Genomic DNA, 14928 nt, shown 5'->3' with positions numbered 1-14928 from the left:
GATTTATGTGATCGGGGTAATATTTTACACGAAATTGTGCAAATGTAAGCAAGTCTTCGATATTTAAACTGAAGAAATAACAAATTTTGGGGTGGGTAGTGACTGATTCTCGTATCGATTTTCGACAGGCCAAGTTTTTGATCAGTGCGCCGGATATTGCGCATCTGGATGAGCACTTGCCCGGTGATGTAGGCGTCGAAATCGCCTTTGCTGGCCGCTCTAATGCCGGAAAGTCGAGCGCATTAAACCAATTAACCGAGCAGAAGAACCTGGCAAGAACCAGTAAGACACCTGGGCGTACCCAGTTGATCAACGTCTTCGCGCTCGATGAGCACAGACGCCTGGTGGATTTGCCTGGTTATGGTTTCGCTCAGGTACCACTGGCCATGAAGAAGAAATGGCAGCAGGCGCTGGGGCAATATCTGCAGGAACGCGCCTGTTTGAGTGGCCTGGTCGTGCTGATGGATATTCGTCATCCGCTCAAAGATCTCGACATGCAGATGATCGAGTGGGCGGTGGATTGCGATATTCCCGTGCTGGCCTTGCTGACCAAGTGTGACAAGTTGGCGCAGAGTGCTCGAATGAAGACGGTTAACGATGTGCGTAAGGCCTTGGCGGACTTCGGCGACGGCGTGAAGGTGGAGCCATTCTCTTCCCTGAAGGGAACCGGCAAGCCTAAGGTGCTGGGGATTCTTAACGAATGGTGTCATCCGGACTGGCTGGTGGAGGCCTTGGCCGACGCCGAACAAGAGTAACAACTTTTGTTTGTGATTAGAGAGCGCCTCCATATTGGGGGCGTTTTTTTATGCCTGGTTATTAGTGACTAAGACGCTTAGCTGCAGAGGCTATTAGCGGGTAACTCTTTGAATTGATTAGAAGTGGCAGGTGAAAAAAATGCCGACGGCTACACCATCGGCAAAAAATACATTAGCTCTTTTGGGGAGAAGCTAAATTTCAACAAGACTCAAGTTCCATCGGTCATCGACCAATAGTTCTCAGTGGTCATAGGATAGCCCGAATCCCACCTAAATTAAAGTATTTGCTCTAAATTAAATTTCAGGCGAAAAAAAGCCCCAGCAAGTTACTTGCTGGGGCGCCAGAATTTGGCTTTTCACTTAACGTGAAATAAAAAAAAGGTCTGAAAGATAGAACATCTTAACCTCTGTACCCTACGCAGAGAATAATACTTCATTGGTCGTAATATGGGAAACTGTTTTTTGTAAAAAACGACAATAATGTGAGCAATGTCTAAAAAAGTGCTCAATAAAAGCACAGGTTTTTGATCTAAAATTTACTAAAATTGCCTTTAAAAGAGCTGTTTAGCTAAAAAATGCCCTTAAGTGAAAAAATATTACTATTTTTGGTGATTTTTACGGCTTCGCGGGTCGAGAGGGCGAGATGCCAGGGTGAATGACTCTCACAGCATAAAAAAATGCCCCGGCAGGCCGGGGCGTAGTCGAGGCATAGTCGAGGCATTTTTGTGGCTCAATTCTGATCTAATTGAGAATTGAGCCGAGAATCCGTTGAGCAATAGTCGCAAAATGTAAGGCTAGTGCGCCTGTTCCCAGTTATCGCCAATGCCAGCCTCGGCTAGTAACTCGACATCTAAGGAGGCGGCCTGCGCCATCAGCTCGCACACCTTGAGTTTGAGCGAATCGGCCTTGTCGGCGTCGACCTCAAATACGAGTTCATCGTGTACCTGCATGATCATGGTGATCTCTCCCTGGGTCTCTGTCTCGATCCACTGGGCGATATTGATCATGGCCTTCTTGATAATGTCGGCAGCCGTGCCCTGCATCGGCGCGTTGATCGCGGCGCGCTCGGCGGCCTGACGGCGCATGGCGTTTCTATCCTTGATAGCCGGCAGGTAGAGTCTGCGACCATAGAGGGTCGATACGTATCCCTGCTCGGCGGCGGCAGCGCGGGTATCTTCCATATACTTGAGCACGCCAGGATAGCGTTTGAAGTAGATGTCGATATATTGCTGGGCCTCGTGACGCGGAATATCCAGCTGGCGGGCCAGACCGAAGGCCGACATGCCATAGATGAGACCGAAATTCACTGCCTTGGCGCGGCGACGCTGTTCGCTGGTGACTTCGCTGAAGTCGACGTCGAACACCTCGGCGGCGGTAGCTCTGTGAATATCCTTGCCCTCGGCGAAGGCGCTCAGCAGGCCTTTATCCTGGGAGAGGTGGGCCATGATCCTCAGCTCGATCTGCGAATAGTCGGCTGCGAGGATCTTGCGTCCCTCTGGCGCCACGAAGGCGTGACGAATACGGCGGCCCTCCTCGGTGCGGATGGGGATATTCTGCAGGTTAGGCTCGCTGGATGACAGGCGACCCGTGGCGGCGATGGCCTGGTGGTAGCTGGTATGTACCCGGCCTGTCTTACCATCGACCATGAGCGGCAACTTGTCTGTGTAGGTGCTCTTAAGCTTAGACAGGCTCCTGTGCTCCAGGATGATCTTGGGCAGCGGATAGTCCAGTGCCAGCTCGACCAGTACCTCTTCGGCGGTGGACGGTGCGCCTTTAGGGGTCTTCTTCAATACAGGGTAACCCAGCTTCTCGAAGAAGAGGGCCTGCAGCTGTTTGGTCGAGCCCAGGTTAAAGGGCTCTTCAGCAATCTCGTAGGCCTTCTGTTCCAGCTCATCTATCTTGCGTGCCAATTCGTCGCTCTGCTGACCAAGCAGCATGCTGTCGATCAACACGCCCTGACGTTCAATCTGAGACAGTATGCTGACCAGAGGCAGTTCTATGTCGGTAAAGACGCTGGCAAGTTCGCTGGCCTTTTGCAGTCTCGGCCAGAGATGCTGATGCAGCCTGAGTGTGATATCGGCGTCTTCGGCGGCGTAAGGTGCTGCCGTCTCCAGCGGGATCTGGTTGAAGGTCAGCTGCTTAACGCCCTTGCCGGCGATCTCTTCGAAGCTGATATTCTTATGACCCAGGTATTTCAGCGCCAGGTCATCCATGTTGTGCTTGGAGGCGACCGAGTTAAACACATAGGACTCGAGCATGGTATCGAAGGCCACGCCCTTGAGGGCGATGCCGACGTTGGCCAGTATGCTCATGTCATACTTGAGGTTTTGCCCGACCTTGAGAAGGCTAGGATCTTCCAGCAGTGGCTTGAGCTTGGCTAGTACCTGCTCGCTGTCGAGCTGCTCTGGGGCATCGGCATAATCGTGTGCCAGCGGCAGGTAGGCGGCCTTGCCTGGTTCGATGGCAAACGAGAGCCCCACCAGTTTGGCCTCCATGTAGTTGAGGCTGGTGGTTTCTGTATCCAGGGCAAACAGCGGCGCGGCGGCCAGGGCCTTTAGCCATTCATCTAAGGCTTCCCAGGTCAGAATGGTATCGTACTGGGTATCGATAGCCTGAGGCGCCGGCACTTCGTCGGCCTCTTCTTGGCTGCTGGCACTCGACTTGTTGTCTAACACCTCGGCCAGCCAGCGTTTGAATTCCATCTCGCCGTAGCATTTGATCAGCTCGTCGCGATCCGCGTCTTGAATGTTGAGCTGGTGCCAGTCTTGTTCCAGTTCGACGTCGCACTTGATGGTCGCCAGCTCATAGGAGAGCTTGAGCATGTCGCCATGTTCGGCGATCTTTGCGGGCATGGTCTTAGCACCCCTAAAGCCGAGTTCCGGCATCTTCTCTGGGTTGGCGAGGATGGCGTCGACACCGCCGACGCCTTGTAGCATCGCCAGCGCCGTCTTCTCACCAACGCCTGGCAGGCCGGGAATGTTATCTGCCTTATCGCCTTGCAGTGCCAGTAGGTCGATGATCAGCTCAGGGCCGACACCAAACTTCTCGCTCACCTCATCGGGGCCTAGGATGGTATTGGTCATGGTGTTGATCAGGGTGATCTTGTCATCCACCAACTGCGCCATATCTTTATCGCCTGTGCTGATCAGCACGGCGCGGCCTTCCTGGCTGGCCTGTCTGGCGATGGTACCTATGACATCATCGGCCTCGACGCCGGGAATACAGACCAGGGGAAGCCCCAATGCGCGAATGATGCGATGCAGCGGCTCGATCTGCGTCCTGAGATCGTCCGGCATGGGGGGTCTGTGGGCCTTATATTCGGCATACATCTCATTGCGGAAGGTTTTTCCCTTGGCATCGAACACCACCGCCATCTGGGTCGGCTTATATTGGTTAAGCAGGCTGCGTAGCATGTTGATCACGCCATACACGGCCCCCGTGGCTTCACCCTTGGAGTTAGTCAGGTGAGGCGGCGCATAGTAGGCGCGGTAAAGATAGGAAGAACCATCCACAAGAATGAGTGGGTTTTCAGCGATATTAGGCATAATTTTATCTATTTTTTCGGTATGCGATGATGGCGCTAGCATGCCATATTAGGGCGATTTCGGCCACGGCAAATTACTCAGCAGCCTGTGGATAAGTCTGTGAGCTAAAAAAGTTTCAGCGAGTAGGGATCACGACGACGAACATAAGCGGGTGATGCAACTTGTTGATTTGTTTTTGTATTATATTTTTATGTGAACTAGGTATTACTTCCGAGTAAAAATTCCTAATTTGTGGATTTTTTATTTTGTCATCCATATTTATGCTCTGACTTGGCGAAATTGCTCGGCCTTGTTAGAGTCGATGAACTAACTTAGCATGAAAAATAATCAGATCAACCCTTTTGTTATCTGGTTGTTAAAACCATTCGGTCTATTAAAGGAGTTTTTAATGAAAAAATTTGCTGTTTTATTAAGCGGTGCGGGAGTGTTCGATGGCAGCGAACTTCATGAGGCAGTATTGACTCTGCTGTCGCTGACCCAGGCCGGAGTGAGTTATCAATGTTTCGCACCCAACATAGAGCAGATGCACGTGGTGAATCACCTCACAGGTGAGGTGGCCGTGGGTGAGCATCGCAACGTGCTGGTGGAGTCGGCGCGTATTGCCCGTGGTGACATCAAGGCAACGGACGAGTTAGATATCCAGGCCTTCGATGGCTTGGTGATCCCAGGTGGCTTTGGCGCCGCGAAGAACCTGTGTAACTTTGCCGTGGTGGGCAGTGAGTGTGAGGTGGCACCCAGCGTGAAGGCCTTCATCAGCGAGTTTGTCGAGGCGAACAAGCCGGTGGGCTTTATCTGTATCTCACCCGTGATGATCCCTAAGCTCTACGGCGAGAAGGCCAAGGGCACCATAGGCCATGACAGCGACACGGCCCACGCCTTTAATCTGATGGGCGGTGAGCATGTGGAAGCCAATGTCGAGCAGATCGTCGTCGATGAGGCGCGTAAACTGGTAAGTACGCCGGCGTATATGTTGGCCGAGAATATTGCCCAGGCCCATATCGGCATCGATAAGTTGGTGAAGAAGGTGATTGAGCTGGCGTGAACTCATGCCCAACCGCAATAAATAACCGTTCACTCATCGTGATTGGTATTAGCCAATCAAAATGGGCCCATCTAATGGGCCCTTTTTGATCTCGCGTCCTCTCTGAGGGCACATGTTATCTAGGGGTTACCTAAACCCGTCGGCGACTGTCGATAAAGCCTTGGGCCAGGCCCACCATTAAGCCGCCGATATGGGCGCCGTTGGCGATGGAGAGGCCGAACATATCGGTAAAGCCAAATACCAGCCAGATCAACATGAAGCCTATATAGGCAGGTGGCAGGCCTATCCCCTTCTCGGGACGTCTGACTCCCATAATCCAGGTGTAGCCCACCACCGCATAGACCACGCCCGAGAGGCCGCCGAAGTTGGGACCACCTATGGCATATTGCAGCAGGTTCGGCAGGGTGCCAGCGATCAGCAGTAAGGTTAAAAGTGGAGTCACCCCTAGCTTGTTCTCTATCTTGCCCCCCAGATACCACCACCAGAGCAGGTTGAAGATGATATGCATGGCGGAGAAGTGCATCAGACTCGGGGTAAATACGCGCCAGATCTGGCTGCTGTCGCTGCCGGGTACGGCGCCGAAGAAGGAGAGTGCCTCGAAGATAGGATTGGCGAAGCCGAAAATGAAGCCGAGATAGATTAGCGTGCAGCTGAGCATGACGATAAGGGTCAGGGGGCCGGCCCCGGACAGGAACTGAGTCATCAGCTGCAGTCCAGGCGCGCCATAGTCTAACTTGGTGCCTGTACTGCCGTTTTCCCAGGAAGCCTGAAGGTACTTGTCGTCATAGGGGTTGCGCACGAAGTGCTCATATTCGCGGCGTGCCTTGGCGTAGTCTTGCTCTTGGGCGGCATAGAGGATCACCCCGTGTTCGGCATGTTGCAGCTGGCAATCTATGCCCTGGCCCTTGAGGTAATCGATCAGCGCCTGGGCGGCGCGCTCATTGGGGAGACGACCAAGTTCCAACATAGGCGTACCTCTGGAAATTAATGGGCTTCGCGCCAAGCCTGGAAGCCACCATCCAGGCTATAGACATCATCGAAACCCTGTTCATGCAGATATTGCGCGGCATTTTGGCTGCTGATGCCGTGATAGCAGACCACGACTAAGGGGCTGTCCATGTCGGCCTCGGCAATATAACGCGCCAGGTTTTCGTTGTTGAGGTTGGTCGAGCCGGGGATCTGTCCCGCCTCGAAGCTGGCGCCGTCGCGGATATCGACTACCTGTACCTCGGTATTGTCTTCCAGCATATGGATGAGTTGATTGACACTCAGGTGTTGAAAAGCAGACATAGTCAACCTGTAATGAAAAAGAGGGATAAGTTAAGTGTGCAACATGGGGCCGTGAGAGTACAGCCCCGGTTGCGAGTGGTGCGGGGGATTAATCCCAGCTAAGGATCACCTTGCCCGATTGGCCCGAGCGCATGGCGTCGAAACCTGCTTGGAAATCATCGACATTGTAGTGATGTGTGATGATTGGCGAGATATCCAGACCCGATTGGATCAGGCTGGCCATCTTGTACCAGGTTTCAAACATCTCACGGCCGTAGATCCCCTTGATGATGAGTCCCTTGAAGATCACCTTGCTCCAGTCGATGGCCATGTCGCCGCCAGGAATGCCCAGCATGGCGATCTTGCCGCCGTGGTTCATGGTATCCAGCATGGAGTGGAAGGCAGCCGGTACACCCGACATCTCCAGGCCCACATCGAAGCCTTCGGTCATGCCGAGATCTTGCATCACATCTTCCAGCTTCTCCTTGGCCACGTTAACGGCGCGGGTGGCGCCCATCTTCTTGGCCAGCTCGAGGCGGTATTCGTTGACATCAGTGATCACCACGTGGCGTGCGCCAACATGGCGACAAACCGCGGCGGCCATGATGCCGATAGGACCAGCGCCTGTGATCAGTACATCTTCGCCTACGAGATCGAACGACAGCGCCGTGTGCACCGCATTACCGAAAGGATCGAAGATAGAAGCCAGATCGTCAGAGATATCGTCAGGGATCTTAAAGGCGTTGAAGGCCGGGATCACCAGGTATTCGGCAAAGGCACCTTCGCGGTTAACACCCACACCAGAGGTATTGCGGCACAGGTGAGTGCGGCCCGCGCGGCAGTTGCGGCAGTGGCCACAGGTGATATGACCTTCGCCAGAGACGCGATCGCCAATCTGGAAGCCACGGACTTCCTGACCAATCTCGACCACTTCGCCCACATATTCGTGGCCGACTACCATAGGCACAGGAATGGTGTTTTGTGACCACTCATCCCAGTTGTAGATATGCACGTCGGTACCGCAGATGGCGGTCTTGCGGATCTTGATCAGCAGATCGTTGTGGCCAACTTCAGGTTTTGGCGCATCAACCATCCAGATGCCTTCTTCAGGCTTGAGTTTGCTTAAGGCTTTCATCGATAGACTCCTAGATAATTCCCATCTCTTTGGCGATGCGGGTGAAGGCATCGATGGCGCGATCTAGCTGCTCGCGGGTATGAGCGGCCGACATCTGGGTACGAATACGGGCCTGGCCCTTAGGTACCACAGGGAAGGAGAAGCCGATCACATAGATGTTCTCTTCCAACAGACGGTTAGCAAAGTCGCTGGCCAGCTTGGCATCGCCAATCATCACAGGGATGATTGCGTGGTCGGCGCCGCCCAAGGTAAAGCCTGCCGCAGTCATTTTTTCGCGGAAGTAACGGCTGTTTTCCCATACGGCTTCGCGCAGTGCCTGGCCTGACTTTAGCATCTCCAGCACGTGAATCGAGGCGGTGACGATAGAAGGGGCCAGCGAGTTAGAGAAGAGGTAAGGACGCGAGCGTTGACGTAGCCAGTCGACGACCTCTTTCTTCGCCGAGGTGAATCCACCCGATGCGCCGCCCAGGGCCTTGCCCAGGGTGCCCGTGATGATGTCGACCCTGTCCATCACGTCGCAATACTCGTGGGTACCGCGGCCGTTTTGACCGATAAAGCCCACGGCGTGAGAGTCATCCACCATGACCAGGGCGCCATATTTATCGGCCAGGTCGCAGACGCCTTTGAGGTTGGCGATCACTCCGTCCATCGAGAACACACCATCGGTGGCGATCAGTATGTGGCGCGCACCGGCTGCCTTTGCCGCCTGCAGTTGGGTCTCCAGATCGGCCATGTCGTTGTTGGCATAGCGGAAGCGCTTGGCCTTACACAGACGTACACCGTCGATGATAGAGGCGTGGTTCAGGGCATCTGAGACAATGGCGTCTTCGGCGTCCAGCAGGGTCTCGAACAGACCGGCGTTCGCATCGAAGCAAGAAGAGTAAAGAATAGTGTCTTCCATGCCGAGGAATTCGCTCAGGCTGGCCTCGAGTTGCTTATGAATATCTTGGGTACCACAGATGAAGCGCACAGACGCCATACCGAAGCCGTGATCGCTCAGGCCCTGCTGCGCAGCGGCGATCAGTTCGGGATGATTGGCCAGGCCAAGGTAGTTGTTGGCGCAGAAGTTCATCACTTCGTGGCCGTTGACTTCGATTTCAGTCTTCTGAGGAGAGGCAATAACGCGCTCGCTCTTGTATAAGCCTTCCGCTTTAACTTCAGCCAGCTGCTGATTAATTTGATCGTAGAATGAGGTCGTTGCCACCTGTAGTCTCCTTCTTTCTGTCTCGTTTTATTTTTGTATGCTTTGCCCGAGCCTGCACACTTGGCAGATAGACTCGAGGAAAGGCGATAAGTTAGGAACCATCTTTAACGCATAAGTCAGGCTTGTCATAGCCAGGTATCGCCCCGTCGATGAATGATTAAGTCTAGTTCAGTTTCGACCATCTATTGTTGCCGACATGCCTGCCGGAAAGGGGGACGCCTGGGATATGGATCGCGCTAGGCTGGCCGAATTCTAACCTTAAACCCGGCCGGCGCCACATTTTTTTTTGCGCTATTAACTAAGTTAGTGCAAGTGCAACTTTCGCATAACAAAAAATAATGCGAAATGTCACAACTGGTCTATCACGACAGGCCTATCACGACAGACTAAGCGAGAGGCCAGATGATGAGGTGAGTGGCAGAACCGTGGTTTAGTCTTCTTCCTGTTCCGCCTTGGCCAGGGCCTGGTAGTGCTGCTCCAGCCTGATGAAGGTGGGTCTGGCGGACTCGCTGGCGTAGGCCTTGAAGATCATCAACACTCGCAGTAGCCCCTCGTAGAGGGAGGTCTTGGTGATCTGGGTGGCCTCAGAGTGAGTGAGCTGATTGCTGATCCAGAAGCAGGCCACCATGCGGATGGTGTCGGCCAGCGGCGTGATCTCGGCGTCGTCGATCACCAATACGCCATCCTGTTTTAGCTGGGTAAGGATGCTGGTGGCTCGCTTGAGTACCTGTTCATGGGTGACCGTATACTGCTTGTTGAGCACCTCGTCGCGGCTGAGGATGATCACCAGATTGGCGTACATGAAGCGGAACTGCCACAGGGTGTAGAAGAGGGCGTCGAAGTAGCCGATCAAGAGGTCGACATCGACCTTTTTGCCTTCATAGGGCTGAAAGCCTGTCTCCAAGTGCTGTTCATAGAGGCTGAAGATGGAGCGGATGATGTCTTCTTTATTGCGAAAATGGTAGTAGAGGTTACCCGGGCTGATCCCCAGATGCGCGGCAATATGGTTGGTGGTGATGGCGCGCTCACCATGCTCGTTAAACAGGGCCAGGGCGGCGTGGACGATTTTATCGCGGGTCTTCATCTTGATCCTAAGTCAGGTCGGTTTATTACTCGTGGGCCGGCCTTGTCTGGCACGCGAGTCATAGGGCTATATTCGAGTAAAGGCTCCAGTTGAAGTTATCAGCCAGCGGGTAAAAGTCAATCTATGGCTACTCAGACCAGTTAAGATTAACCCCCTGTTTTTCTGCCGATTTATAAATTGATGTGAGGCTTATTGGGCCTGCGTCTGTTTGCCGCCCGCCGGCCAGCGGCATATGTTACTATTAAGGCCTATGAGTAAATTGACCCTGTGTAAGTGCCATCCCCTATGAATCGTACCCACTATTCTGCCTTGCTGTATCTGCTAAGCCCTCTGCTGATTCTCTATCTGGCGATTCGAGCGATCAAGAGCCCAGATTACCGTGGTCGCTGGAGCGAACGCTTCGGTCTGTCGACGCTGTCGCGGGCAGATCTGCTGATCCATTCTGTCTCCATGGGGGAGACCCTGGCGGCGATTCCGCTGATCAAACAGATACAGGCTGCCTACCCTCAGCTCAGTATTACCATTACCACCACGAGCCCGACCGGATCGGCAGAGGTGATAAAAGCCTTTGGCGAAAGCGTGCAGCACTGCTATCTGCCCTTCGATCTCCCCTTGTGTGTCGCGCGTTTCCTAAGCCAGCTACAGCCTAAGCAGATTATCATCATGGAGACAGAGCTGTGGCCGAACCTCATTCATCAGGCCAAAAGCCGGGGTATTAGGCTGATGCTGGCCAACGCCCGCCTGTCGGAGAAGTCCGCCAACCAGTATCGCGGCCGGCCCAAGCTGTCGCTGCCCATGCTGCGATCACTGGATGTTATTGCCGCCCAGTCGTCTCAAGCGGCGCAGCGTTTCATCGACCTGGGCGTCGAGGCCGCGCGGGTAAAGGTCACGGGAAGCCTCAAGTTCGACCTCACTATAGCGCCAGACTTGCTAGAGAAGGCAAAAGAGCTGCGTAAGACCTGGCAGCGGATGGAGACCCCTGTCTGGGTGGCGGGCAGCGTGCATCCCGGGGAGTTTGATATCATGCTCGCCGCGCACAAGAGCCTGTTGATGCGCTTCCCCCATACCCTGCTGGTGTTGGTGCCCAGGCATCCAGAGCAGTTTGACGCGGCGGCCAGTCGGGTGAAGGCCGCAGGGCTCGAGCTGGCGCGCCGAAGTAAACACGATGCGGTGGATGACCAGACTCAGGTGCTGCTAGGCGACACCATGGGTGAGCTGCTCAGCTTCTATGGTGCGGCGGATCAGGCCTTTGTCGGCGGTACCCTGATCGAGAATGGCGGCCATAATCCACTGGAGCCGGCGGCCATCGGCCTGCCCGTCTATGTGGGGCCACATCACTGGGATTTTGCCGAGATCACTGGCCTGCTCAAGGAGGCGGGATCTTTAGCCTTAGTGCAAGATGCCGATGAGTTGGCGCAGCAGCTGGTGCATAAGTTTGACGATAAGGCGGCCTACCTGGCCGCCAGAGAGGCTGGGCTCGAGGTGGTCGAGGCCAATAAGGGGGCATTGGCTGCCCAGTTCTCCTTGGCTAGCGAGTTGATTAAGGCTTAGGCCTGGGCGTAGCCCGCTAACAGCTGCTGCCACTTTTCCTGGCTAAAGTGCAGCTCGGGCGCCTTGCCCTTCTCCTTGTTGAAGGAGCGGAGCAGGCGATCCAAGTTGGACTGTTGCCACTTGCTTTCAGGCTTCTTCAACGCGCCGCGGTCGAAATCGATCAGGGTAAAGCTCTCGCCAGCCAATAGTATGTTCTTGGCGTTAAGATCGGCGTGGTAGACGCCGCGGCGGTGGAACTTGGCGATACAGGCACCGAGCGCCTGCCATTTTTCATCCGACATGGGGCCCTGGCTTAGTTCGGCCACCAGATCGCGAGCGCCTGGGATCCGCTTGATGATGATATCGCCACGATAGTAGGGGCCGCTGCGCTGGATCTGCGCCGCCACGGGTTCCGGCACCGCAAATCCTTCCTTAAACAGCTGCTCCAACAGGTTGAATTCGGCGATCGCCCGGCAACGCTTAAACCCGGTATAGAGATAGGCATCGCGGCTGAACTTCTCCATCATGCCGCCACGATAATAGTGTCTGAGTACCCACTCCTCCTCGGGCGCCTGGCTCAGAGGCGCTGGATTGACAAACCAGGTGGTGTAGCGGCCCGTCGAAGAGCCTGTTATGGCCCCTAGGTCTTGCCAGTAATCGAAGGTAAACCAATCTGGGGTGATCGCCTTGAGCGAAGCTTGGCTAAAGACGATGCAACCGGCATCGGTAGTTTTTATTTGCATAGATTCACTGGCTCAACAGGCTTAAATGGTCGCTATGGGGAATTGTACCCGATATTGGTGCCCTGTCAGCCCTCTTTCGCCAGTTGTTGCAGTACCTGGATGAGATTATCCTGCCAGCGTTTTGCGGGCAGAATAGCCTGAGACTGACTGGTATCCAGGGCGCTGTAGCGCGGGCGAGGCGCCGCCGCACCGTATTCCTGGGTGCTAATGGGGCTGATGTTTGCCGGCTTATCGAGAAGCCCCAATGCATAGGCGCTATCTGCTATCCGCCGTGCAAACTCAAACCAGCTGGTGACGCCGAGGTCGCTCCAGTGATAGATGGGTTCTGGCTTTGTCACTTGAATGAGTTGCCAGATAAACTGTCCAAGGGCGATGGCCGAAGTTGGCGTGCCCCATTGATCGTCGACGACCTTAAGCGGTTTACCCTGGCGCATCAGGGTCAGCATGGTCTTGACAAAGTTATGCCCGAAGGGGGAGTAGAGCCACGAGGTGCGCACTATGCAGGCATGGCCCTGGCCATATTCCAGCGCTGCCTGCTCACCGTGCCACTTAGATTCGCCGTAGCGACTCAGCGGGTTAGGTCTATCCGTTGGGCGATAGGGCTGACGCTGTTGCCCATCGAGCACTTCTTCAAAGACCCCATCGAAGACATAGTCGCTGGAAATATGGATAAGCCTGATGTCCCGTTTACCGCAGTGCTCGGCCAGTGCCTTTACCGCCAGGTGGTTGAGGGCAAAGGCGGCCTGGCTGTCTGTCTCGGCAGCATCGACCTGAGTATAGCCGCTGGCGTTGATGACCAGTTGATAGTCTTGCTGGTCTAATACCCGCTCGATCGCCTGGCTGTCGCGGATATCCAACGCCTCGCGGCCCAGATAGTGTACCTGGTAGCCATCTGGCTGAGTCGCCTTGAGCGCCTGGGAAACCTGCCCATGGCGGCCGATCACCAATATTGGTTTCATCGTGCTGGCCCCATTATGGACTTGCTCATCATGATTGGCTCGCCACCTGATGGCACCAATCCAGGTGTGTCAGATACCAGTCCACCGTCTTCTCCAAGCCTCTGGCGAAGCTTTCGCTAGGCTGCCAGCCTAAGGTGCGGCTCAGCTTGCTGGCGTCAATGGCGTAGCGGGTGTCGTGCCCCGGCCTGTCTTTGACGAAGCCGATGAGTTGCCTGAAATCGTTGATGCCGCTGGGCTTCTCGGTGACCTTTTGATTTAACAGATCGCAGATGAGGCTGACGACTTCGAGATTCGTCATCTCATTCATGCCGCCTATGTTGTAGCTCTCGCCTGGCTCGCCCCGAGCGGCCACCTGGCACAGGGCATGGGCGTGGTCGTCCACATAGAGCCAGTCGCGGATCTGCTTGCCATCGCCATAGACGGGAATCGATTTTCCCAGCAGGGCGTTAAGTAGGGTCACGGGGATCAGCTTCTCCGGATATTGATAGGGGCCATAGTTGTTGGAGCAGTTCGACAGCACTACCGGTAGGCCATAGGTGCGGTGCCAGGCCCTCACCAGATGATCCGCCGCGGCCTTGCTGGCGGAATAAGGCGAGCTGGGGGCGTAGGGAGACTGCTCGCTAAAGTATCCCGCCTGGTCTGAGCCTAAGTCGCCAAATACTTCGTCGGTTGAGACATGGTGCAGGCGAAATCGTGCCGCCATCTCCGTCGGCAGCTTGCGATAATAGTCTAGGCATTGCTGCAGCAGCTCGAAGGTGCCGACAATATTGGTGTCGATAAAGGCTCTCGGCCCCTCGATAGAGCGGTCCACATGGGTCTCCGCTGCCAGATGGATCACCAGATCTATCTGGTATTGCCTTAGGGCTCCGCCCAGGGCAGCGCCATCATTGATATCGGCCTGGATGAAATGGTAGTTGGGATCCTGCTCGACGGCCGTTAGCGATAGCAGGTTACCAGCATAGGTGAGCTTGTCATAGTTCACTACACGGCAATCGCCTAGCGCGATGAGGTGGCGAATCAATGCAGAGCCGATAAAGCCAGCGCCGCCTGTGATCAAGATATTGCGCCCGGCTAACGGGTGATGCTTGCTACTATTCATAGTAATCGGCCTCGGCAAAGGTGCCCGCGGCCTTGTCCTTTGGCGACAGGATTGGCGATCGTGTGCTGAGTAGCGGCCAATCGATGGCTAAGGTGTCGTCGTCCCAACGGATGCTGTGTTCATCATTCGGCGCATAATAGTCGGTGCACTTATAGAGGCAGTGGGCCTCAGGCGAGACGACATAGAAGCCGTGGGCGAACCCGGGTGGCACCCAGAGCTGATGTTTGTTGTCTGCCGACAGGTGGTGCCCAGTCCATTGACCGAAACTCGGGCTATTGCGGCGCAGATCGACACATACATCGAAGATCTCACCGCTGACCACACGGATAAGCTTGCCCTGAGGCTGTCTAAGCTGATAGTGCAGCCCACGCAGGGTGCCCTGCAGCGAATGGCTCTGATTTTCCTGCACGAAGTCGAGATCCACCAGGTGCTCCTTAAACCACTGCTGACGAAACGTCTCGAAAAAACAGCCGCGCTCATCGCCGAACACCCGAGGTTCGAGCAGCTTAACGTCTGGAATGGAAGTATCGTGGATCTTCATAGTGTCATCCGGCCGATAAACA

13 protein-coding genes are annotated in these 14928 nt (G+C 54.8%); 3 read left to right on the top strand and 10 right to left on the bottom strand.

What is annotated here, in order from left to right:
• Window positions 1-98: 98 nt before the first annotated feature.
• The gene (gene yihA, locus K0J45_RS19035) at window positions 99-755 is read left to right on the top strand and encodes a ribosome biogenesis GTP-binding protein YihA/YsxC (RefSeq protein WP_011867509.1); all 657 of its coding nucleotides are present in this window, start codon (window positions 99-101) and stop codon (window positions 753-755) included.
• 794 nt (window positions 756-1549) lie between these two features.
• Here the strand turns inward: yihA and polA are convergent.
• On the bottom strand, window positions 1550-4300 hold the full coding sequence (gene polA, locus K0J45_RS19030; RefSeq protein ID WP_220043702.1) for a DNA polymerase I: 2751 nt from the start codon (window positions 4298-4300) through the stop codon (window positions 1550-1552).
• 388 nt (window positions 4301-4688) lie between these two features.
• Between polA and elbB the strand changes: the two genes are divergently transcribed.
• Window positions 4689-5342, top strand: a complete 654-nt coding sequence (gene elbB / locus K0J45_RS19025) for an isoprenoid biosynthesis glyoxalase ElbB (protein ID WP_011867507.1) — start codon at window positions 4689-4691, stop codon at window positions 5340-5342.
• A gap of 130 nt (window positions 5343-5472) precedes the next feature.
• On the opposite strand, the gene glpG is transcribed toward elbB, so the two are convergent.
• From glpG to K0J45_RS19000, 5 genes are all read right to left on the bottom strand, one after another.
• Complete coding sequence (glpG, locus tag K0J45_RS19020; protein ID WP_220043701.1) at window positions 5473-6309, bottom strand: rhomboid family intramembrane serine protease GlpG; 837 nt, start codon at window positions 6307-6309, stop codon at window positions 5473-5475.
• Between the two features lie 17 nt (window positions 6310-6326).
• On the bottom strand, window positions 6327-6632 hold the full coding sequence (glpE, locus tag K0J45_RS19015) for a thiosulfate sulfurtransferase GlpE (RefSeq protein ID WP_011867505.1): 306 nt from the start codon (window positions 6630-6632) through the stop codon (window positions 6327-6329).
• A gap of 88 nt (window positions 6633-6720) precedes the next feature.
• Window positions 6721-7746 (bottom strand): L-threonine 3-dehydrogenase, encoded by a 1026-nt coding sequence (gene tdh / locus K0J45_RS19010; RefSeq protein ID WP_011867504.1) that lies wholly within the window; start codon window positions 7744-7746, stop codon window positions 6721-6723.
• Between the two features lie 10 nt (window positions 7747-7756).
• The gene (locus K0J45_RS19005; RefSeq protein ID WP_144201280.1) at window positions 7757-8950 is read right to left on the bottom strand and encodes a glycine C-acetyltransferase; all 1194 of its coding nucleotides are present in this window, start codon (window positions 8948-8950) and stop codon (window positions 7757-7759) included.
• Window positions 8951-9380: 430 nt separating this feature from the next.
• A complete protein-coding gene (locus tag K0J45_RS19000; RefSeq protein WP_011867502.1) occupies window positions 9381-10034 on the bottom strand; it encodes a TetR/AcrR family transcriptional regulator in 654 nt (217 codons plus the stop codon).
• Window positions 10035-10319: 285 nt separating this feature from the next.
• On the opposite strand from K0J45_RS19000, the gene waaA reads away from it, so the two are divergent.
• On the top strand, window positions 10320-11585 hold the full coding sequence (gene waaA, locus K0J45_RS18995) for a lipid IV(A) 3-deoxy-D-manno-octulosonic acid transferase (protein WP_220043700.1): 1266 nt from the start codon (window positions 10320-10322) through the stop codon (window positions 11583-11585).
• Here the strand turns inward: waaA and K0J45_RS18990 are convergent.
• The 4 genes from K0J45_RS18990 to rfbC all read right to left on the bottom strand — a co-directional run bounded on the left by K0J45_RS18990 (window position 11582) and on the right by rfbC (window position 14906).
• Entirely contained in the window at window positions 11582-12307 is a 726-nt protein-coding gene (locus tag K0J45_RS18990) for a 3-deoxy-D-manno-octulosonic acid kinase (protein WP_220043699.1), read from the bottom strand. The genes waaA and K0J45_RS18990 overlap by 4 nt on opposite strands.
• Window positions 12308-12372: 65 nt before the next feature.
• Window positions 12373-13266, bottom strand: coding sequence for a dTDP-4-dehydrorhamnose reductase (rfbD, locus tag K0J45_RS18985; protein ID WP_220043698.1), 894 nt, complete (start codon window positions 13264-13266; stop codon window positions 12373-12375).
• 28 nt (window positions 13267-13294) lie between these two features.
• Complete coding sequence (gene rfbB, locus K0J45_RS18980) at window positions 13295-14365, bottom strand: dTDP-glucose 4,6-dehydratase (RefSeq protein WP_220043697.1); 1071 nt, start codon at window positions 14363-14365, stop codon at window positions 13295-13297.
• Entirely contained in the window at window positions 14358-14906 is a 549-nt protein-coding gene (gene rfbC, locus K0J45_RS18975) for a dTDP-4-dehydrorhamnose 3,5-epimerase (RefSeq protein ID WP_220043696.1), read from the bottom strand. Before rfbC ends, rfbB begins: the two co-directional genes overlap by 8 nt.
• Between the last annotated feature and the right edge of the window lie 22 nt (window positions 14907-14928).

It is taken from the genome of Shewanella alkalitolerans (assembly GCF_019457575.1).
Lineage (GTDB): Bacteria > Pseudomonadota > Gammaproteobacteria > Enterobacterales > Shewanellaceae > Shewanella > Shewanella loihica.
This window is presented reverse-complemented; position numbering and strand designations above follow the sequence as displayed.